Genomic DNA, 19534 nt, shown 5'->3' on the forward strand with positions numbered 1-19534 from the left:
CGGTGCGTACTCCATCCGTTTGGTTCGGCTCCGGAGCAGTCCGTCCGAGATGTCATCAATAGGAGCGCCGTGCAGAAAATCGAGTTCGCCCAGTCTTCCCAATCCACCATCGGTGTCGAGTGGGAAATTGCCTTGGTCAATCGCGAAAGTGCGGACTTGTGCTCGGTTGCCGAGAACATTCTCAACCAGCTTAAGGACGAGGCCGGCCTCACCCATGATGAAGAGCATCCCACGGTGAAGCCGGAGCTGCTGATGAATACCGTCGAGGTAGTCACCGGCGTCCACACCACCGTGGCCGATGCGGCCGAGGAACTGCGCACCAATGTGCGCATGCTCAACGAGGTGGCGGGCAATCACGGGGTGGACTTGTACTCTGCAGGTTCGCATCCGTTTGCCGCACCGACCTTGCAGCCGGTGACGGACAAAGACCGCTACGCCAAGCTGATTGACCGTACCCAGTGGTGGGGACGGCAGATGGTGATCTACGGCGTGCACGTACATGTGGGACTCGATGACCGCGAGAAGGCTCTGCCCATCACCGACGGGCTGATCAACTACCAGCCGCATTTCCAAGCCCTCAGCGCTTCCAGCCCCTACTGGGGCGGGGAAGACACCGGCTACGCGTCGCAGCGTTCGCTGATGTTCCAGCAGCTGCCGGCGGCAGGGATTCCTTTCCACTTCGATTCATGGTCCGAGTACGAAGCCCACGTGGCAGACATGCTGCACACCGGGGTCATTGACGATGTCTCGGAAATCCGTTGGGATGTGCGACCGGTGCCGCGTTTGGGCACCGTGGAAATGCGCATCTGCGATGGCGTCAGCTCGCTGGAGGACATTGCCGCGATCACCGCGCTGACCCAGTGCCTGGTGCACGACATGTCGCTGTCCATCGAAGCCGGCTACAAGATTCCGGTCATGCCGGCCTGGTTCCGTGTGGAGAACAAGTGGCGCGCCGCCCGCTACGGACTGGATGCCATCATCATCCTCAATGCGCAGGGCGATGAGATGCTGGTGACCGACCACCTGCGCTCAGAGGTCAAGCGACTGGCGCCGATCGCCGAGCAGCTGGGGTGCTCCGAAGAATTGCAGGGCATCATCCGCTTGATCGAGCGCGGTGCCGAATACCAGCTGCAGCGCAATACTTTTGCGGCTGCGGGCGGGGACTTCAAGGCCGTGGTGCAGGAAAACGTGAGCCGAATGAAGGCTGTCTAGAGACAACTACCTTCCATAATTCGCGGACCGGGACTACCTAGCGTTCCATATAAATGAAACTCCAACATACCCAAGCTTTATTATGGCTAATTAGATAAATTCAGCTCTAAAGCGCCTCATAATAGTCCTTAATTGCGGCAGCCATTAGTACTCGGCGTTTCGCTAGGAACTCAAAGTAGTTAGTCGCATCGACTTGCTCAAGACCTTCCGGCAAGGCATTTTCTTGGAAGTTTTGCAATAGGTCAGCCCTATCTTTGATTTCCCCTAGGTCCAGAATCTTGGTTTCAATTTGTTGATGTATTCGCGCCAAGTATTGGGCAGGCGATGCATCATTAATCGCTATATTAACTGCGGTTTCGGTCAACGCATAGTTTGCGACTTGGTTATAATCTGATCGGTCCGTAAGACCGGAAGTTATCAAGTAGTTTTTTGGAACGATATGATGGATATCCCCTGAGTGCTCCTGCATCGTTGCCACGGAAATGTGCTTGGAAAGAAAACCTCTGGCTCCGCTCGCAACTTGAGAAGCAATAAACGTCTGGAAATACGGACTATTAGTACTTGTTGTCTCCAGATTCTGGGGCAGGTTCACGGCCCAGAAGCCTTCGCTAAGTTCGGACTTCTCGATCTGCTCTAGGTATTCAGCAGCGCCGTGTTGGGTGATTCTGCGCATGTCCTGTTCCCAGGTTGATTCGAAGCTTCCAGAATGACGACCGGTCAGCGCAGACATCACGAACCATCGACGCGTTATCCTCTTTCGCTCGCCTTCGCTCATCTGCTTGTCTTGACGCAATTTAAGGTACAAACCATATGCGAAGTTCAATGCGTTCTTAGAATTTATGAGCTTCGACGATATGAACCCTGCCGATTTGATGAGCATTACAAAATTCTCAAACTGATATTTCGACGTGATTTCGATCAATGCAGACTCGAGTTTGTCGTAGGCTACCGGGATACGGGATTCATCGATTTTACGAGTTTCCGGATCTCGACCAGATAGTTCGCTTACGATGGACGAAGCCTTTCCGCGATTGAACCCAACTAGACCAGCCACTCGAACGATGTCGTTATAGCTTGGGTCATATAGATCTTCCGCGTCTTCTTTCAACCAACTGATCCTTGATAAAAACCCTGATTGAGCAAACTCTGTATCATTTTCCGCTATATCTTCGTATGCGTGAGGAGCAACAGACAAGTGACAAAAATAATCAATCAACTTTCGAAGGTTGCGGCCTCGATCGCCATACGTGGCTATCTTGCTCATTGCAAAGTCCGCGCTGGACAATGGGACGCCTTTTGAATTGATTCGAATGAAAATTTCAGAGACGGTTTCAACGTCGAGATCATCGCTCAATGCAATGACTCCGATTTGAGCATTCCTAATCTCAGCAAGATGGGCAATATTCTCGGCGGCTACATCTTGATCCACACCAGGATTGTGCTGGAGATAGGTGCCGACAAACTTAAAAGCGGCTGCACTCTTAAAAATCTCACTAATATCAGAAATCCACTGCGGGTCTCTTCGAATCACTGGAGTTAGAGTGGCAAATTCTTCTGTCATGGGATTGAAAGCAATTGTTATACGCTTCCGACTGTACTTCTTGGTCATGACTGTCATGCCCGCAATAGCCGCTTGAATTGCCGTTACGCGTTGCTGCCCGTCAATCAAGATTTGTTGATGGGCTGCGATGCCCCCGCCCTTCAAATGCGCGCCAACAGATTGCCAGGTGATGAGATATCCAACCGGATACCCACGGTAGAGCGAGTCCATGAGATCGCGAACTTTGACGCTGTCCCAAACAAATGGTCGTTGAAGCTCTGGTATTGCGATTTGTTCGCTCTGCACCTGTGACAGCAAGGTGCTCACGGGCAATTGATTTACAGTGTACTTTGCCAAAACGGTTCCCAATTTTTCGTATCATTAGAGTGTTCATTACCAAATCTACAGTGTTGCAGATAAAGACAAATACCTCATTGTCGAAGCGTTTCACGCTAAGAGTCGATCAGTTCAAAACAAGAATTAGTCGCACTATGGGATCGTAGTTGAGCTGAGGGACGACACAGTAAATTTCCGGGAACACTGATTTGCTTTGCATTTATCCTCAAATCAAACTGTGTGACTTCAGGTTTAAATTGTAAAAATTATGGCATCCAGCTCATGCAGTAGTCGAGGTTCTTGATGACGGTTCTGGCGGCGGCTTCAGAGTCGCCTGCCTGGATTGCGTCCACCAATGATTCGTGGCCCTCGTGCAGGCAGCCATCGAATCCGTCGGAAAGCCGCTGGACCATTTTGGTTCCGTGGAAGACATCCCCGAAGCTCTCATAGATCTCGCTCATCAGCGGAACTCCGGATGCCCGCGCCACTTCCAAATGGAACTTCCAATCGGCTTGCGCCCAGGCCGGAAAGTCCCGGGATTCCCACGCCTCGCTTCGCTGGCTCAGCAGCGTTCGCAGCTTTTCGATGACTTTCGCATCACCAGCTTTCGCTGCGAGCCGGGCCGACTGGGTATCGAGGGCGAAGCGCACTTGGAGCACGTCCTGGTCTGAGTGGTCTCGGAACACGCGTTGAGCGGTGCCGCTGATCTCGCTGGTCGCCCGCACATAGGTCCCATCACCGCGGCGAACCTCGAAGATGCCAGTACTGGCCAACGCCTTGATAGCTTCGCGCAAGGTTCCCCGGGAGACACCCATTTCAGCCATCAGCGCGGGCTCTGCTGGTATCCGTTCCCCGACCTTCCAGCGGCCTTGGGCTACGGCGGCTTGCAACTTCGCTCCGACCTCTTCGGACAATGGCGGACGCAACGGGGTCTTGCTCATGATCGCTCCACTTCGGCATCGCTGTCGACTTCAATCAGCTGGTGGTCATCGGTTTCGGTACGCAAGCCGCCGAGCTTGAAGCAGAACAACAGCTGCATCACGGAGAAGCCAAGGATGATCACCAGGCCAGCCGTCCACGACCCCAAAGCACCTTGCATGAGTCCCAGTGCGAAAGGGCCGATGGCCGCAAGCAGGTAGCCGACAGATTGGGCCACGGTGGACAGTGCAGTGGTTTCCGCTGCGCTGCCGCCGCTGCGGCTGATCATGAGCATCACCAGCGGGAACACCCCGAAACCCAGGCCGATGAGGATCGAGCTGATCAAGGACAGCTCCACTGGCAACAGCAGCAACGCGATAAAGCCAAGGACAGAGCAACTGGTCGTCAGCAGGAAGGCACTGCGCAGCAAGGTCGGCTTCGACGCCATCCAGAGCATGATCATGACTGCCGGAATGCTGACGCCCTGCACGATGCCCAGCATCAATCCGGCATCAACTGGCTCCAACCCGCGCGAAATGAGAATGTGCGGCAGCCAGCTGACCACGGTGTAGACCAGCAGCGACTGGAGGGCGAAAACGGTGGTGAACAGCAAGCCCTTGCGCGTAGCCAGCAACGGCCATGGGGAAACATGCGCGCCTTTTTCAACGGCAGGCCCCTTCCCTGAAATGGAAAGCGGCACCATGACCAGCAAAGCCATGCATGCGGGAATAGCCCACAAGGCCAAGGCGGTTGTCGGAGAACCTGCCTGGACCGCCAGTGGAACGCTGACCGCCGAGGCCAGCGTCGCGCCAATGGACATGGTTGTCGTGTAGGCAGCAGTCATCGACGCAGCACGATTCCTGTGGTGTTCACGGATGAACGATGGCATCGCCACATTGCAGATGGCCAAGCCGCACATGCCCACAACGGTGCCGGCCAGCAAAGCCCAGGTTGAATCGACAACACGCAGGGCGAGGCCTGCGGTGAGCAGCAGCAAGGACAGCGCTATGCCCAGTTCCAGGCCGGTCCAGCGGATCACCAGGCTCGTTGCCGCGCCAGCTACGGCAAAGCACAAAACCGGGATGGTGGGCAGCAACGAAGCGACGAATGTCCCGTACCCCATCATCTCCTGCAGGTCATGGAATAGCGGCGATGCCGAGGCAATGCCCATGCGCAGGTTCAGGCCCACGAGAATAACGGCTGCTACAGCGAGTGCACCAGCCAGCCATGGGGATTTGCGCGGAAGGTTGGCCCCTGGCGGAAGAACTGATTCAGAGGAGTTGTCGATCACGTTTAAACATTAGACGTTTGATGTTTAGCTTAGCGAATCATGTGACTCGTTCCACGTTCTGACCGGCACAAGCGCGAAAGACGCAAGTTCGCCCATTTTATTTATGCACAACAATGCCTGCGGACTACCAATGTTCACCAACCGGTCACTAGACATCCATACGCTCTAGGAGTTATCAGCCGGTCCACTTTGCAGCTGGCTACTAATTTCATGTGAAAGGCAGTTCTTTGAGCACTTCGTCTCCTGTCCCCCGTCGTGGAGTATTGATTGGCAGCACCGCTGCCGCGATTACCGGTCTGTTCGCCGCCAGCGGCACCGCAGCAGCTGCTGCTCCAGCCAAGAAGTCCACGGCATCTGCCCCGAAGCTCAAGTTCGCTGCCGACGGCAAATTCAAGATCGTCCAGTTCAATGACACCCAGGATGGGCCACGCACCGACCGACGCACGCTTGAACTGATGAACAAGGTGCTCGATACCGAGAAGCCGGGCTTCGCACTCATCAACGGCGACGTCATCAACGGTTCGCCGAAAACCGTCACTGAGGTCAAGCAAGCTATCAACAACGTGGTGCAGCCAATGGAATCGCGGGGCATCCCCTGGGCTTTGACTTTTGGCAACCATGACGAGGATTCGATGCCCAACGGCACGAATATGTCCGATGCCAAGATCCTCGATTTCATTCGCGGGTACGAGTTCAATGTCAACGCGAAGAATGACAAGATCCAGGGCGAGTCGAACTCCCAGCTTTTGATCGCTTCGTCCAAGAACGCCAAGCCCGCCTTCGGCATTTGGCTGCTCGACTCGAATCGCTACGCGCCAGATGCCATTGGAGGCCAGGATTTCGAAGGGCTCATGTCCTACGACTGGATCCGTCCGGAGCAGATCGCGTGGTACCGCGACGCGTCCAAGGCCACCGAATTACGCTACGGCAAGGTCCAGTCATTGATGTTCTTCCACATCCCGCTGTGGGAGCACCACCACATGTGGTACGGAGCCCAGTTCACTTCGAATGATGCCGACCATGAGAAGGCCGTCAAGAAGCACTCCATCGAGGGAGTCAAGAACGAGGGCATCTACACCGCAGCGTTCAACTCGGGCATGTTCACTGCCCTGCAGGAACGCGGAGATGTGCGTGGCGTGTACTGCGGCCACGACCACATCAACACCTTCAAGGGCGACTACTACGGCATCGAGCTGGGCTACGCGCCAGGTACCGGATTCGGCACCTACGGATTAGGCGGTACCGAGAACCACGAGCTTCGTGGCGCCCGCGTCTTCGAACTCGACGAGAGTAGGGACGGGGTCTATACCGGAACCCGCACCATCTTTGCCAAGGATCTGGGCATCGATATGGGCACCAAGGCCCAGCCGATCGACGAGCCGCTTCCTCTTCCATAGCAGTGAGGCCTGCTGGACGCTGAATAACCAGCGTGCAGCAGGCCATCTGAACCGAAAAGCACAGGCATAATGGCGTTCCGGTATTTGCCTAAGCCTCCCAGGGACTAGAGGACCAGTACGAGTATCCGGTTCTAAGAAATGCAGATCTGCGCTTACCGCAAGGTGATCTGCGTTACCGGCTGCGACGAGTCAGTAGCGAAATCCAGGCCCGACGGAGCCACACCATCAGCGACCAACTGTGCGCCGAGCGCCGCGACCATGCCGCCATTATCCGTGCAGAGGCTGAACGGCGGAACCACGAGTTCGATTCCCGCCGAGGTGCAACGCGCTGCCAGCAGTTCGCGCAAGCGGGTATTAGCTGCCACTCCCCCGCCCAAAAGCAAGGTCTTCAGGCCTTGTTCTTGCATGGCACGCACGGCCTTCGAGGTGATGACATCCACGACTGCTTCCTGGAAGGACGCAGCAATGTCGGCGACTGGGACTTCTTCGCCATTGGCCTCGAAGTGCTCTACGCAGCGGGCTACAGCAGTCTTGAGTCCCGAGAATGAGAAGTTGTTGCGGTGCTTGCCAGGATTCGCGGCGCTGCCGACGAACTTCGGCAAGGACAAGCCGCGCGGGAAGCGGAATGCCTTGCGATCTCCGTCTTTGGCCGCTTTGTCGATGGCTGGCCCGCCAGGATACCCCAGGCCCAGCAGACGAGCAGTCTTGTCATAGGCTTCGCCGGCCGCATCATCAATCGTGGAGCCCAGCAGCTGCACATCGTTGGTCAGCGAGGTGACTTTCAAGATTTCGGTATGCCCGCCCGAGACCAGCAAAGCGCCGAATGTCGGTGGCAATACGGTTCCTTCGAGAACACCTACGCCAACGTGGGCAACCAGGTGATTGATGCCGTAGAGCGGTTTGCCTGTTGCCAGGGCCAAGGCTTTGGCCGCTGAAACGCCTACCATTAGGGCACCGGCCAGGCCCGGACCACTGGTTACGGCGATGGCATCAATATCGTCAAGAGTCAGCTCGGCTGTGTCCAACGCGGACTGCAAGGTTGGCACGAATGCTTCCAAGTGTGCACGGGCCGCGATCTCGGGAATGACACCGCCAAAGCGCACGTGCTCATCCATGGAGCTGGAGACAGCGTTGGCCAGAAGCTTGTTGCCGCGCACGATGCCTACGCCGGTTTCGTCGCAAGAGGACTCAATGCCTAGTACTACGGGTTCGTTGAAGCTCATGCGTTGCGTTCTTCCTCTTGTCCCTGCTGTGCATCCAGCGGGAGTCTCATAATTAGTGCATCGACCCCGCCCTTGTAGTACCTCTTGCGGCGATGGATGGTGGTGAATCCAAAGGATTCATACAGGCCAATGGCGGTGGGGTTGTCAAAGCGAACTTCGAGCATCACATCCAGCGCGTTTTTCTCGCCCGCCGTCTGGACAAGCAATGACAACAGCTTGCGTCCCAAGCCCCGGCCTTGGTAATCAGGGTGAAGGGCAATGGTCTGGACATCGGCTATCGGCAAAACCACGCAAAGCCCTGCATAGCCGACAACTCGACCAGCGTCCTCATAGACCCAGTAGGTGCGGGTATCGCGCTGCGCCAGCTCCGATTCGAAACCGGCAAGCGGCCATGCATCCTCGGGAAAAAGCTGCTGCTCCAGATCATGGACGGCTTTCAGATCATCCGGCTGCATGCGGCGCAGGAGAACCTCGTGCTGCTCGCTCACGCCTTGGCCTGCTTCATGAAGGCAGGAATCTGGGCATCGGATTCGCGCAGATACTGAGGCGAAGTATCTGAGAGGTCCTTGCCTCCAGCGAGGTCGCTCAATGCCCGACGGGCCAGGAAGCCGGCGTCGGCAATCCATTCGAAGGACTCAGGCATTGGCTTGGCACCGGCTTCCTCAAGCTGCTCGGCGTAGATGCCGGCCCCGACACCGAAAACTGGCATCGCTGGAAGAGCTGACGCTGCTGAAACGTGCGGCCCTCCAACCATGGTTCCGGAATTGTCGTAGCGTGCCCAGTAGACTTCTTTGCGTCGTGCGTCCGAGGCGACAACGAATTCAGCAGGAACATCGCTGGACTCCAGCACCTGTTCGGCGAGCGCATGCAACGACATCACTCCGTGCACAGGTACTTGCCATACGAATCCGAAGGTACGCGCGGCCACCAAGCCAACGCGCAGGCCGGTGAAAGGACCCGGGCCAACGCCGACGATGATTCCCGCAAGGTCTTGGCCCTTCTGGCCGTGGGTGTCCAATAGCTCCTTGACGTATGCCGACAAGGTTTCGGTCTGGTCGTTTCCCTTGGAGGAAACACGCTTGTCGACAAGTAAACCGGTGGTTTCGTCAACTAGTGCCACCGATGCGTTGGCAGAGGTGTCGATTGCTAAGTAATTAGACATGTTTTTCTTCCGTGCGCTGTACAGAAACCGCAGACAGCAATGAATCTTTCAGCTGGGCAAAGGCATCTTCGTCCCAGCGCGGGCCGATAGCTTTCAGGCTGAACAACCGCGGCTCATCCAGTTCCTCTTCAGCTTCTTCCCATGGATTGCCGACTGGTGCGGCCAGGGCTTCGCGATCCAGCTGGATTTCCAAGCGTGAATCGGTAAGGTGTTCGACCTTCCCCAAGCCCCATTCCACGACGGTAACTGAATCTGCCAGCGTGGATTCAAGATCCAGGGTGTCCACGTCATCATGGTCCTTGAGACGGTAGGCATCTACGTGGATCAGACCGGGTCCATCCCCAAGTGATGGGTGCTGGCGAGCCAGTACGAACGTCGGGGAGATGATTCCTTCACGGACGTTCAGTCCCACGCCCAGCGACTGGGTCAGCGTGGTCTTGCCAGCGCCAAGGGCACCGGTAAGGATGACGAGGTCGCCGGCTTTGAGCTGAGCACCCAAGGCTTCGCCCATTGCTTCGGTGACGGTGAGGTCATCGAGCTGGCAGGAGAACTCCGATACCGGGTTATTCACCGGCCTCACCCCAGCTGCCTTCAATGTAGTAGCGAGGTACACGTGGCGAGATGCGGGTTACCACTTCGTAGTTGATGGTGTTCGCTGCGTAAGCCCAGGTGTTGACCGACTGCCCGCCGTCACCGAAGATAATTGCTTCAGCTCCCAGGAATTCTTCTGGGTTGATATCTGATCCCAAATCGATGACGCACTGGTCCATGGCAATGCGACCACGTACTGGATAGGTGCGCCCATTGACAGTCACTGGGGCACCGGTTGCGATCCTTGGCAGTCCATCGGCATAACCCATGGGGATCAGGCCGAGGTAGGTTTCCCCTTCGGTCTTGTAATTCAGGCCATAGGAAACACCCTGCCCCGGGTGAACCTTCTTGACATTCGCAACCCGGGTCTTCACTGTCATGGCTGGGCGCAGCCCGAAGCTCTCTGGCGATTCACCGTCAAACGGGCTAAGTCCATACAGGCCCAGACCCAGGCGCACCATTTCGTGATGTGAATCCGGTCGAGAAAGGATGCCAGGAGTGTTGGCGATATGACGCACTTCCAAATCGAAGCCAGCAGCTTCCACCAGTTCTATGGCCCTGTCGAAGACTTCCAGCTGCTCATCGGTTTCCGGGCGTTCAGGTTCATCTGCCACCGCCAGGTGGGAGAAGATGCCAACTACACGCAATAACCCTTCTTCCTGGAAATCGCTGGCGCGGTTCAGCAGATCCGGCAGGGCATCCATGGTGGAGCCATTGCGGCCAAGCCCGGTATCTACCTTGATATGGATCCGTGCCGGAGTCTGCACAGCACGAGCCGCGGCGGCAACGTATTCAAGTTCCCAGCCTGAAACACCGAGGTCAAGACCGGCGTCAATGGCGGCCTCGAACGGGGTGTCTTCGGTATGCAGCCAAGCCATCATGGGCGCATCGACTCCCGCGTCGCGCAGGGCGAGTGCTTCAGTGACATGGGCGCAACCTATCCACCGGGCTCCGCCTTCCAAGGCAGCCTTGGCTACCGGGATGGCACCGTGCCCGTACGCGTCAGCTTTGACGACGGCCATGACTGCAGCTGGGGCCACAACATCAGAAATCTGCTTGACGTTGTTGCGGATGGCCGACAGGTCAATGACTGCGCGGCGTTCAAAGCCGATCGCCTGTGCACTGCTGGTGCTGTTTGTCAGGTTGCTTTCTTCAAGCGCTTCAGAGTTCACCCATTCATCTTCGCACTTTTCTGAACCACTTGCCTTGTTCACCCATGCGCAGTTCGGCACATGATGCTGGTTAAAGCCGGAAGGAGCGGGTACGAACAACTTTGCTGTTCGAACCCGCTCCTTGAAGACGGATGTATTATCGGGGGTTAGCGAAGAGTCTTCAGCTCATCGCGGATCTGGGCAAGCAGCTCCAGCTGTGGATCTACTTCTTCCTCAGGCTCTTCTGCACCTGCAGCACGGCGCGCTGCGATGCGCTCGTTCAGCTTGGTCATTGGCAGAACCAACGCGAAGTAAACGGCTGCGGCAATCAGCAGGAAGTTGACCAGCGCGGTCAGGAAGACGCCGAACTTGATCTCTACCCCGTTAATAGTTAGCAACAGGAAGTCGTCGAAGCTTGGTGAACCAACCAGGGCGGCAATCAACGGCATCAGCACATTGTCGACCAAGGCGGTAACTACGGCGCCGAAGGCAGCGCCGATAACAACGGCAACGGCCAAATCGACAACGTTGCCCTTCATAATAAAATCGCGGAAACCTTTTAGCATGGTTAGAGCATACACAGGAAAATCACAGCACCACTACGATTTTGTGGAGCGATTTCCAATAGTTCGGCAAATTCACAGAATTCGTTTGCTTAAAAATCAGCTGAAGAAGCCTAGATTTTCCGCAACAGCATTCGCCGCACCGAATGATCGGCTGATTTGCGCAGTACCAATTGCGCCCGACCTCGCGTGGGCAAGACGTTCTCCTTGAGATTCGGTTCATTGATGCGCTTCCAAATGCCGTGCGCGGTTTCCCGCGCTTCCACATCGGTGAGCTGGGAATAGCGATGGAAGTAGCTCGCCGGGTCGGAGAAGGCTCCCGAGCGCAGGCGCATGAATCTTTTGATGTACCACTCTTCGATATCCGCCGTACGTGCATCGACATATACGGAGAAGTCGAAGAAATCGCTCAGCGCGAGTCCCACGGTTCCATCGGAACGAGTTCGCGCCGGCTGCAGCACGTTCAATCCCTCGACAATGAGCACCTGCGGCGAGCGGATTACATTGCGCTCCCCCGGGATGATGTCGTAGGTCAGGTGCGAATACACCGGGGCACTGACTTCTGGGGCACCAGACTTCACTGCCGAGACGAAGCGCAGCAATGCACGACGGTCATAGGATTCAGGGAAACCCTTGCGGTGCATGATGCCGCGGCGCTCAAGCTCCGCATTGGGGTACAGAAAACCGTCAGTGGTGATGAGCTGGACATCAGGAGTATGCGGCCAGCGGCGCAGCATTTCCTGCAATACACGAGCGGTCGTGGATTTTCCCACGGCAACGGATCCGGCGACGCCAATGACAAAAGGCGTCCGATTGGTCTGCTCACCCAGGAAGGTAGTAGTCGCCTGATGCGTTGCACCGGCTCCCTCCACGTACAGCGACAGCAGGCGGCTCAGTGGCAGGTAGACGTCGCGGACCTCCTGGAGGTCCAGCTGATCGCCGAGGCCGCGAAGACGTTCGATGTCGGAGTAGTTCAGCGGCTGTTCCATCTTGTTGGACAGTCGCGCCCATGTCTCTCGTTCAAGTTCAACAAACGGCGAGATGGATGATTCTAGTGTTCCGTGTGGTTCCACGAGGGTAAATTCTGCCAAGAATATGCTCCACATCCCAATTAACAAAATCAACAAGGCAATTAGTTTTGGTGAAATACGGCGGCCTGGTGAGCTAAGACATAGGTAATTTTGAGTGCTGTGCCACGATTATTCCCATCGATGGGGATTGAACCGGTAGGATTTTTCCCATGTGCGGAATTGTTGGATATGCAGGAACCTCGAGCCAGATCGCCGAGCACGGCGCCCTCGACGTTCTAATTGAAGGTTTGCGTCGTTTGGAATACCGAGGCTACGACTCGGCTGGAGTCGCGGTAGTTGCCGATGGCGCCATTCATTCTCGGAAGAAGGCCGGCAAGCTGGTCAACCTTGAAAATGAAATTGCCGAGTCCCCTTTGCCTCAGTCGATGACCGGCATTGGGCATACCCGTTGGGCAACCCACGGTGGACCGAGCGATCAGAACGCTCACCCTCACCTGGCCGATGGTGGCAAGCTTGCCATGATCCACAACGGAATTATTGAAAACTTCGCCGGCATCAAGGCCGGTTTGGCAGCCGAGGGCGTTGAATTCCTCTCGGATACCGATACCGAGGTTGCCGCTGCTCTGCTGGGCAAGCTCTACAGCACCGAGGCGGAGGGCGATTTGACCCGCGCCATGCAGCTTGCTGTTCAGCAGCTGGAAGGTGCTTTCACCCTCTTGGCCGTTCACCAGGACCACCCAGGCGTTGTCGTCGCGGCCCGCCGCAATTCCCCTCTCGTTCTGGGCCTGGGCGAAGGCGAGAACTTCCTGGGTTCGGACGTCTCCGGCTTCATCGACTTCACCCGTCGCGCCGTCGAGCTGGGCCAGGACCAGATCGTTACCATCACCCCGGATACCCACTCCATCACCGATTTCGAAGGCAACCCTGCCGAAGGCAAGGAATTCACCGTTGACTGGGACGCAGCCAGCGCTGAAAAGGGCGGCTTCCCATCCTTCATGGAGAAGGAAATCTTCGACCAGCCGGCAGCTGTTGCCGATACCCTGCTGGGCCGCTCGGACGCCGATGGCCGTCTGACCCTGGACGAACTGCGAATCGCTCCGGAAGAGCTGGCTGCCATCTCCAAGATCGTGGTTCTTGCTTGCGGCACTTCGGCCTACGCCGGCTCCGTTGCCAAGTACGCGATCGAGTCCTGGTGCCGTATCCCGGTCGAGGTCGAGCTCTCCCACGAGTTCCGCTACCGCGAGCCAATCGTTGACGACAAGACCCTGATCGTTTCGATCTCCCAGTCCGGCGAAACCATGGACACCCTGATGGCCGTGCGTTACGCCAAGGAGCAGGGCGCCAAGACCATGTCGATCTGCAACACCAACGGATCGACCATCCCACGCGAGTCGGATGCAGTGCTGTACACCCACGCGGGTCCAGAAATCGCTGTGGCTTCCACCAAGGCATTCCTGGCGCAGATCACCGCGACCTACCTGCTGGGCCTGTACCTGGCGCAGTTGCGCGGCAACCTGTTCCAGGGCCAGATCAAGGACATCCTTGCCGACCTGGGCAAGATCCCTTCCAAGATCCAGGACATCCTGGACCGTGCGGACGAGATCAAGGATCTGGCACGCAACATGTCGGAAGCCAACTCCGTGCTGTTCCTGGGCCGCCACGTCGGCTACCCGGTGGCAATGGAAGGCGCCTTGAAGCTCAAGGAAATCGCCTACATCCACGCCGAAGGCTTCGCCGCCGGCGAGCTGAAGCACGGTCCTATCGCGCTGATCGACGACGGCCAGCCGGTGTTCGTGGTAGTGCCTTCCCCTCGTGGCCGCGACTCGCTGCACTCCAAGGTTGTCTCCAATATCCAGGAAGTCCGCGCCCGTGGCGCCAAGACCTTGGTTATTGCCGAAGACGGCGATTCCGCCGTCAAGGACTTCTCCGAGTGGGTCTTCTACGTACCAGAAACCCCAACCCTGCTGATGCCGCTGCTGGCCACCGTGCCACTGCAGATCTTCGCTTGCGAGCTGGCATCCGCGAAGGGTTTCGATGTTGACCAGCCGCGTAACCTGGCCAAGTCTGTGACCGTGGAGTAATCCACCCAGCATGAATCATTGCGGGCATTCCCTTTCGGGAGTGCCCGCAATTTTTTTGCCTTGCAGGCACTGGATAAACTGATACGCATGATTGCAGGTATTGGAGTGGACATCGTTGATGTGCCACGTTTCGGTCGTCAGCTCGAGAAGACTCCACGGTTGCGCGACCGGCTCTTCACCGAAGAAGAACGGGACCTGCCCCTGCGTTCTCTTGCAGCCCGTTTCGCAGCCAAGGAAGCAATCGCCAAAGCACTGGGCGCTCCTGCCGGGATGAACTGGCAGGACTGCACCATCCGCAAGGACGAAGCCGGTGATCCCCAGATTCACAACACCGGCTCAGTGGCCGCAGCCAGCGAGCTGCGCGGCATCAAATCCTGGCACCTGACCATGTCCCACGATGGCGACATGGCGATCGCAATGGTGGTTGCCGAACGCTGAGCACCAACGCCACGACGAAGGAATAACGACACGTATCTCATTAAATAGGGCATCGCACAGAAGCCTTGAGTATTGTTTGTCTTATGATTCCTGTCTACAGTGTTGCGCAAATTCGTGCGGTTGAAGCCCAGGAGAAATCCAAGCGGGGCGAGACCAGCTTAATGAAGCAAGCCGCCGCCCATTTGGCTTCAACGGCTGTCGCCATGCTGGCCGAAGGACACAGCACCGAACCGGCGTTCGTGGTCGGACTGATCGGCCCGGGCAACAACGGTGGCGATGGCTTGTATGCACTGGCAGAGCTTCAGCAGCAGAAGATTTCCACGCTGGCTCTGCAATGCCACGAGCAGATTAACGCAGAGGCTGCTGCAGCGTACCAAGCCGCCGGCGGCACCATACTGGATCTGTCAGATGGCGACGGCGAACTAGCGAATGCCTCGCTCGTTATCGACGCCATCTATGGTCTTGGATATCGAGCCGGTTCCGACGTGCCGTCGGTTCCGGCTGGCGTACGGGTGCTGGCTTGCGATGTTCCCTCAGGGTTGGACCCTGAAACCGGCGTTGCGCAGGACTCGGTTCTCCGAGCTGAACGCACGGTGACCTTCGGCGCCATGAAGGCCGGCCTGCTGTCCGTGGATGGACCGCTGGTTACCGGCGAGATCACCGTGGCTGATCTGGAATTCGACTTTTCTTCCGTCCAGCCCGGCACCCAGCTAGTGGACGAGCAGGCTGCCCGCGAGCTGCTGGACCAGCACCGCTCCTGGCGGGATGCCGGACGCCACAAATACCAGCGTGGAGTCCTTGGCCTCATCGCCGGTTCCGACCTGTATCCCGGAGCTGCCCAGCTGACTGCCAAGGCCGCCGTGGCTTGCGGGGTCGGGCTGCTTCGCACGCACGTACCCGATTCCATCCAGCCGCTTATGGCAGTCTCCGTGCCGGAGTCCGTGCCGTTGGATGATGAGCAGATCAAGGAAGCGCTGTCATTCTCGCGCCGCCAGATCCACGGCAAGAGCGCCAAGATCAAGGCGTGGGCTATTGGACCGGGATTGGACGGACGCACTCCCCCGACTGGTGCCATCGCTGATGTCTTCGCCAGCCCCCAGCCAGCTGTCATCGACGCATCCGGCCTGGATGTGGTTCCTGCCGGGCCCAGCGAGCAGCCCCGCGTGCTGACGCCCCACGCCAAGGAATTGCGCATGTTGCTTGGCCGCGCGGGTGTGAAGATCACTCCTGATGAGCTTTCCCAGGACCCGATTCGCTGGACCCGTTGGGCCGCCCTGGCTTACAACGCTGTAGTCCTGCTCAAGGGCCCCACCAGCTACATTGTTGCGCCTAATGGCGACAGCCTGATGGTGAGCCACTCGGCACCGGAACTGGCCACTGCGGGCAGCGGAGATGTCTTGACCGGCATCCTCGGCTACATGCTCTCCGACAGCTCGCTGACGGGCACTGAAGGCCTGCGAACAGTGCCCAACCGCCGCATGATGGAGTTGACTGCGTGCGCGGCGTACATCCACGGCCATCTGGGCCGGGTGACCGCCGCGGACGGCACCGTGAATGCTTCTCGCCTGATCGATAATCTTCCCAAGGTCATGAAGCAGTTCGGCTTCTAGCCTGCGTAGGCAACACGTAGAAGGGGCGGTTCTCCTAATGCGGAGAACCGCCCCTTCCATGTCCGGCTACACCGTTCAGGCCTGCGCCGGAATCGAGGTGGTCGCCGGAGCCATGTTGCCCAGCTCGAAGTACTCTCCCGGGCCGGTGATGGTCCAGCCTTGCTTCCGCCATTCTGGGCGGTCGAGGACATTGCGTCCGTCGATCAGCTGCTTGCTTGCCACCACGTCGGCAAGGTCCGAAGGGGCCATTTCCCGGAACGCGTTCCACTCGGTCAGCACCAAGGTCAAATCGGCGTTCTGCGCAGCTTCCTTGCAGGAGTCCACATAGTTCAAGCGCGGGAAGCGCCGGGCGGCGTTGGCGTTGCCTTCTGGGTCGTAGACCGAGACTTCAGCGCCTTCGTTGTACAGGCGTACGGCGATATCCAACGCTGGCGAGTCGCGCACGTCATCGCTGTCCGGCTTGAATGTCACGCCGAGTACGCACACATGTTTGCCTGCCAGCTCGTTTCCAAGCATGTGCGACGCGAGCGAGACCACGCGGTCGCGGCGGCGCAAGTTGATCTGGTCGACTTCAGCCAAGAAGCCCATGGTCTGGCTCAGGCCAAGTTCGCTGACGCGGGCTTGTAGGGCGCGGATGTCCTTCGGCAGGCATCCACCGCCAAACCCCACCCCGGCGTTCAGGAAGCGGCGTCCAATGCGCTTATCGTGGCCAATCGCGTCGGCAAGAACCTTGATGTCGCCACCCACGGTCTCCGTGACTTCGGCAAAAGCATTGATGAAGGAAATCTTGGTAGCCAGGAAGGCGTTGGCCGCGACCTTGACCAGTTCCGCGGTTTCCAGATCCGTGGCGATCTCCGGCGTGTCCAAGGCGAGGATCGGAGCATAGACTTTGCGCAGCAGTTCCAGGCCTCGCCCATCCTGCAATCCATAGACCAGCCGGTCGGGGCGCAGGGTGTCCTGGACAGCAAAACCCTCACGCAGGAATTCTGGATTCCAGGCCAGCGCTATGTCGCTTCCCTGCTTGGCAGATTGGGCAATCTTCTCGCTCAGCCGTCGTGCGGTGCCTACCGGGACGGTGGACTTGCCGACAATCAGCGCTTCGCCGGTGATATGCTCCAGCAGGGAGTCCACGGAACCATCGACGTAGGACATGTCTGCGGACTGCGAATCAGCACGCTGCGGCGTTCCCACGGTGATGAAGTGGATATCCGCGCCGGCAGCGACTTCTGCGTAACTGTCGGTGAACCGCAGGCGCCCGGAGGCCACGTGCTTGCGCACCAGCTCGGGCAGGCCTGGCTCGTGGAAAGGCAGAACACCAGCGGCCAAGGCTTCGAGCTTGGCCGTGTCCACGTCCAGTCCAATGACTTCATAGCCCAGTTCAGCCATGCAGGCGGCATGGGTTGCACCGAGGTAGCCGGTGCCGATCACGCTGATGCGTAGAGTCACGAAAGTCCTTCTCTCCGAGAACGCGAACCCAGATCGGTTCCTACTAGTTAGCATGCCACACCCCCGCAACGTGTTCCGGTATGGAACGCGCTGCGGGGGTGTGAGTTTTCTTGATATTTACGTAGTGGTTGCTGGGCAGTTGCAGAGCCTAGAGGGACAGGTGCTCCTTGACCGCCTCGGCCAGGGTTTCAGCTTCTGTCTGGGCCTGGTCGTGGGTAGCCGCCTCGACCATGACGCGGACTACAGGTTCGGTCCCCGATGGGCGCAAGAGCACTCGACCGGTGGTCCCCAAGCGGGCCTCGGCGGCGGCAACAGCGTCCTGCAGCGGATCGCAGTCCGGAACTCCGGCCTTGTCGACGCCGCGTACATTGATCAGGACCTGCGGCAGGACTGTCAGCACAGCAGCAAGTTCCTTCAAGGTCTTGCCGGTAGCCTTCACACGAGCCGCGATCATCAGGCCGGTCAGGACACCGTCGCCGGTGGTGGCGTGCTTGGAGAAGATCACGTGGCCGGACTGCTCGCCGCCCAGGGAGAAGTCGCCTTCACGCATGCCTTCGAGCACGTAGCGGTCACCCACGCCGGTCTGCTTGACGGTGATGCCTGCAGCTTCCATGGCCAGGGTCAGGCCGAGGTTGCTCATCACGGTGGCAACGAGGGTGTTGTCCTTCAGCTCGCCGCGGTCCTTCATGTCCAGTGCCATGATGGCCATGATCTGGTCGCCGTCAACGATCGTGCCTTCATGGTCAACGGCCAGGCAGCGGTCGGCGTCGCCGTCGTGGGCGATGCCCAAGTCCGCTCCGTGCTCCAGCACAGCGGCCTGCAGCTTCTCCAGATGGGTGGAGCCGTAGCCGTCATTGATGTTGATGCCATCCGGATCTGCGCCGATGACGATGGTTTCGGCGCCGGCAGCCTTGAAGACCTCCGGGGAGCATCCCGAAGCAGCGCCGTGGGCGCAGTCCAGGACTACCTTCAAGCCCTCGAGCCGGTTAGGCAGTGCCTGCAGCAGGTGCATGATGTAGCGGTCTTCAGCGTCGGCGAAACGCGAGACACGTCCTACTTCGCCGCCGGTTGGGCGTGGCTTTGGCATCTTCAAGCAGGCTTCGATGGCGTCTTCCAACGCATCGTCCAGCTTCTTGCCGCCACGGGCCAAGAACTTAATACCGTTATCCGGAGCCGCGTTGTGCGAGGCGGAAATCATGACGCCGAAGTCAGCGTTCAAGTCCCCTACCAGGAATGCCGCCGCGGGAGTGGGCAGCGTGCCGGCATCCATCACGTCGACGCCGGAGGCAGCCAGGCCGGCCTCGATTGCGGCGGACAGGAAGTCACCGCTGATGCGCGGATCCTTGGCAACCACTGCGACTGGCTTGTAGCCGTCCTCTGGTTGGCTCAAGCCCAGCACCACGGATGCCGCCTGCGCCAGTTCCAGCGCGAGCTCGGGAGTTAACAGTTCGTTTGCTTTTCCTCGGACCCCATCGGTCCCAAATAACCTTGCCATCGCATTCAATCATATGCCCTCTGCATTGATTTAAATGGCTCAAAGCCCC

At 58.2% G+C, this 19534-nt stretch carries 17 protein-coding genes; 5 read left to right on the top strand and 12 right to left on the bottom strand.

Features of this window, described 5'->3' with window-relative positions; genetic code table 11:
• The first annotated feature begins 69 nt into the window (after window positions 1-69).
• A complete protein-coding gene (locus F0M17_RS11305; protein WP_149597131.1) occupies window positions 70-1212 on the top strand; it encodes a glutamate--cysteine ligase in 1143 nt (380 codons plus the stop codon).
• Between the two features lie 106 nt (window positions 1213-1318).
• Here the strand turns inward: F0M17_RS11305 and F0M17_RS11310 are convergent, their stop codons facing one another.
• The 3 genes from F0M17_RS11310 to F0M17_RS11320 form a co-directional block, all read right to left on the bottom strand.
• Window positions 1319-3079, bottom strand: coding sequence for a DUF262 domain-containing protein (locus tag F0M17_RS11310; RefSeq protein WP_233125256.1), 1761 nt, complete (start codon window positions 3077-3079; stop codon window positions 1319-1321).
• A 275-nt stretch (window positions 3080-3354) separates the two neighbouring features.
• Window positions 3355-4029: a FadR/GntR family transcriptional regulator gene (locus F0M17_RS11315; protein ID WP_149597132.1), complete on the bottom strand. Its 675-nt coding sequence runs from the start codon at window positions 4027-4029 to the stop codon at window positions 3355-3357.
• Entirely contained in the window at window positions 4026-5297 is a 1272-nt protein-coding gene (locus F0M17_RS11320; RefSeq protein WP_073705911.1) for a CynX/NimT family MFS transporter, read from the bottom strand. Before F0M17_RS11320 ends, F0M17_RS11315 begins: the two co-directional genes overlap by 4 nt.
• Before the next feature lie 227 nt (window positions 5298-5524).
• Here F0M17_RS11320 and F0M17_RS11325 point away from each other — a divergent pair, with 227 nt between their 5' ends.
• Complete coding sequence (locus tag F0M17_RS11325; protein ID WP_073705910.1) at window positions 5525-6694, top strand: metallophosphoesterase family protein; 1170 nt, start codon at window positions 5525-5527, stop codon at window positions 6692-6694.
• A 152-nt stretch (window positions 6695-6846) separates the two neighbouring features.
• Here the strand turns inward: F0M17_RS11325 and tsaD are convergent, their stop codons facing one another.
• The 7 genes from tsaD to coaA form a co-directional block, all read right to left on the bottom strand.
• Window positions 6847-7917, bottom strand: a complete 1071-nt coding sequence (gene tsaD, locus F0M17_RS11330; RefSeq protein ID WP_149597133.1) for a tRNA (adenosine(37)-N6)-threonylcarbamoyltransferase complex transferase subunit TsaD — start codon at window positions 7915-7917, stop codon at window positions 6847-6849.
• Complete coding sequence (gene rimI / locus F0M17_RS11335) at window positions 7914-8405, bottom strand: ribosomal protein S18-alanine N-acetyltransferase (RefSeq protein WP_246857053.1); 492 nt, start codon at window positions 8403-8405, stop codon at window positions 7914-7916. Before rimI ends, tsaD begins: the two co-directional genes overlap by 4 nt.
• Window positions 8402-9079: a tRNA (adenosine(37)-N6)-threonylcarbamoyltransferase complex dimerization subunit type 1 TsaB gene (gene tsaB / locus F0M17_RS11340; protein ID WP_038992161.1), complete on the bottom strand. Its 678-nt coding sequence runs from the start codon at window positions 9077-9079 to the stop codon at window positions 8402-8404. Before tsaB ends, rimI begins: the two co-directional genes overlap by 4 nt.
• Window positions 9072-9650, bottom strand: a complete 579-nt coding sequence (gene tsaE, locus F0M17_RS11345; protein WP_073705907.1) for a tRNA (adenosine(37)-N6)-threonylcarbamoyltransferase complex ATPase subunit type 1 TsaE — start codon at window positions 9648-9650, stop codon at window positions 9072-9074. The genes tsaB and tsaE overlap by 8 nt, the downstream gene beginning before the upstream one ends.
• The gene (gene alr / locus F0M17_RS11350) at window positions 9643-10842 is read right to left on the bottom strand and encodes an alanine racemase (protein WP_038992322.1); all 1200 of its coding nucleotides are present in this window, start codon (window positions 10840-10842) and stop codon (window positions 9643-9645) included. The genes tsaE and alr overlap by 8 nt, the downstream gene beginning before the upstream one ends.
• Before the next feature lie 146 nt (window positions 10843-10988).
• Window positions 10989-11387, bottom strand: a complete 399-nt coding sequence (mscL, locus tag F0M17_RS11355; RefSeq protein ID WP_038992164.1) for a large conductance mechanosensitive channel protein MscL — start codon at window positions 11385-11387, stop codon at window positions 10989-10991.
• A gap of 110 nt (window positions 11388-11497) precedes the next feature.
• Complete coding sequence (coaA, locus tag F0M17_RS11360) at window positions 11498-12457, bottom strand: type I pantothenate kinase (protein WP_038992165.1); 960 nt, start codon at window positions 12455-12457, stop codon at window positions 11498-11500.
• A 167-nt stretch (window positions 12458-12624) separates the two neighbouring features.
• Here coaA and glmS point away from each other — a divergent pair, with 167 nt between their 5' ends.
• The 3 genes from glmS to F0M17_RS11375 all read left to right on the top strand — a co-directional run bounded on the left by glmS (window position 12625) and on the right by F0M17_RS11375 (window position 16544).
• Window positions 12625-14496 carry a glutamine--fructose-6-phosphate transaminase (isomerizing) gene (gene glmS, locus F0M17_RS11365; protein WP_038992166.1) on the top strand — a complete coding sequence of 624 codons (1872 nt, stop codon included), beginning with the start codon at window positions 12625-12627 and terminating at the stop codon, window positions 14494-14496.
• 87 nt (window positions 14497-14583) lie between these two features.
• Window positions 14584-14934, top strand: a complete 351-nt coding sequence (locus F0M17_RS11370) for a holo-ACP synthase (RefSeq protein WP_066140694.1) — start codon at window positions 14584-14586, stop codon at window positions 14932-14934.
• Between the two features lie 161 nt (window positions 14935-15095).
• Window positions 15096-16544 carry an NAD(P)H-hydrate dehydratase gene (locus tag F0M17_RS11375; RefSeq protein ID WP_168202012.1) on the top strand — a complete coding sequence of 483 codons (1449 nt, stop codon included), beginning with the start codon at window positions 15096-15098 and terminating at the stop codon, window positions 16542-16544.
• A gap of 75 nt (window positions 16545-16619) precedes the next feature.
• Here F0M17_RS11375 and F0M17_RS11380 read toward each other — a convergent pair whose 3' ends face one another.
• The gene (locus F0M17_RS11380) at window positions 16620-17990 is read right to left on the bottom strand and encodes a UDP-glucose/GDP-mannose dehydrogenase family protein (RefSeq protein WP_149597135.1); all 1371 of its coding nucleotides are present in this window, start codon (window positions 17988-17990) and stop codon (window positions 16620-16622) included.
• Between the two features lie 148 nt (window positions 17991-18138).
• Window positions 18139-19485, bottom strand: a complete 1347-nt coding sequence (glmM, locus tag F0M17_RS11385; RefSeq protein ID WP_149597136.1) for a phosphoglucosamine mutase — start codon at window positions 19483-19485, stop codon at window positions 18139-18141.
• Window positions 19486-19534 lie beyond the last annotated feature (49 nt).

This window comes from Glutamicibacter sp. ZJUTW, from assembly GCF_008370855.1.
Classification (GTDB): domain Bacteria; phylum Actinomycetota; class Actinomycetes; order Actinomycetales; family Micrococcaceae; genus Glutamicibacter; species Glutamicibacter nicotianae.

Excerpts from the sequence above, each read along its gene's own strand:
- tsaD (WP_149597133.1), bottom strand. The coding sequence starts at position 7,917 with ATGAGCTTCAACGAACCCGTAGTACTAGGCATTGAGTCCTCTTGCGAC.
- F0M17_RS11315 (WP_149597132.1), bottom strand. The coding sequence starts at position 4,029 with ATGAGCAAGACCCCGTTGCGTCCGCCATTGTCCGAAGAGGTCGGAGCG.
- F0M17_RS11375 (WP_168202012.1), top strand. The coding sequence starts at position 15,096 with ATGAAGCAAGCCGCCGCCCATTTGGCTTCAACGGCTGTCGCCATGCTG.
- mscL (WP_038992164.1), bottom strand. The coding sequence starts at position 11,387 with ATGCTAAAAGGTTTCCGCGATTTTATTATGAAGGGCAACGTTGTCGAT.
- glmM (WP_149597136.1), bottom strand. The coding sequence starts at position 19,485 with ATGGCAAGGTTATTTGGGACCGATGGGGTCCGAGGAAAAGCAAACGAA.
- F0M17_RS11370 (WP_066140694.1), top strand. The coding sequence starts at position 14,584 with ATGATTGCAGGTATTGGAGTGGACATCGTTGATGTGCCACGTTTCGGT.
- tsaB (WP_038992161.1), bottom strand. The coding sequence starts at position 9,079 with ATGTCTAATTACTTAGCAATCGACACCTCTGCCAACGCATCGGTGGCA.
- glmS (WP_038992166.1), top strand. The coding sequence starts at position 12,625 with ATGTGCGGAATTGTTGGATATGCAGGAACCTCGAGCCAGATCGCCGAG.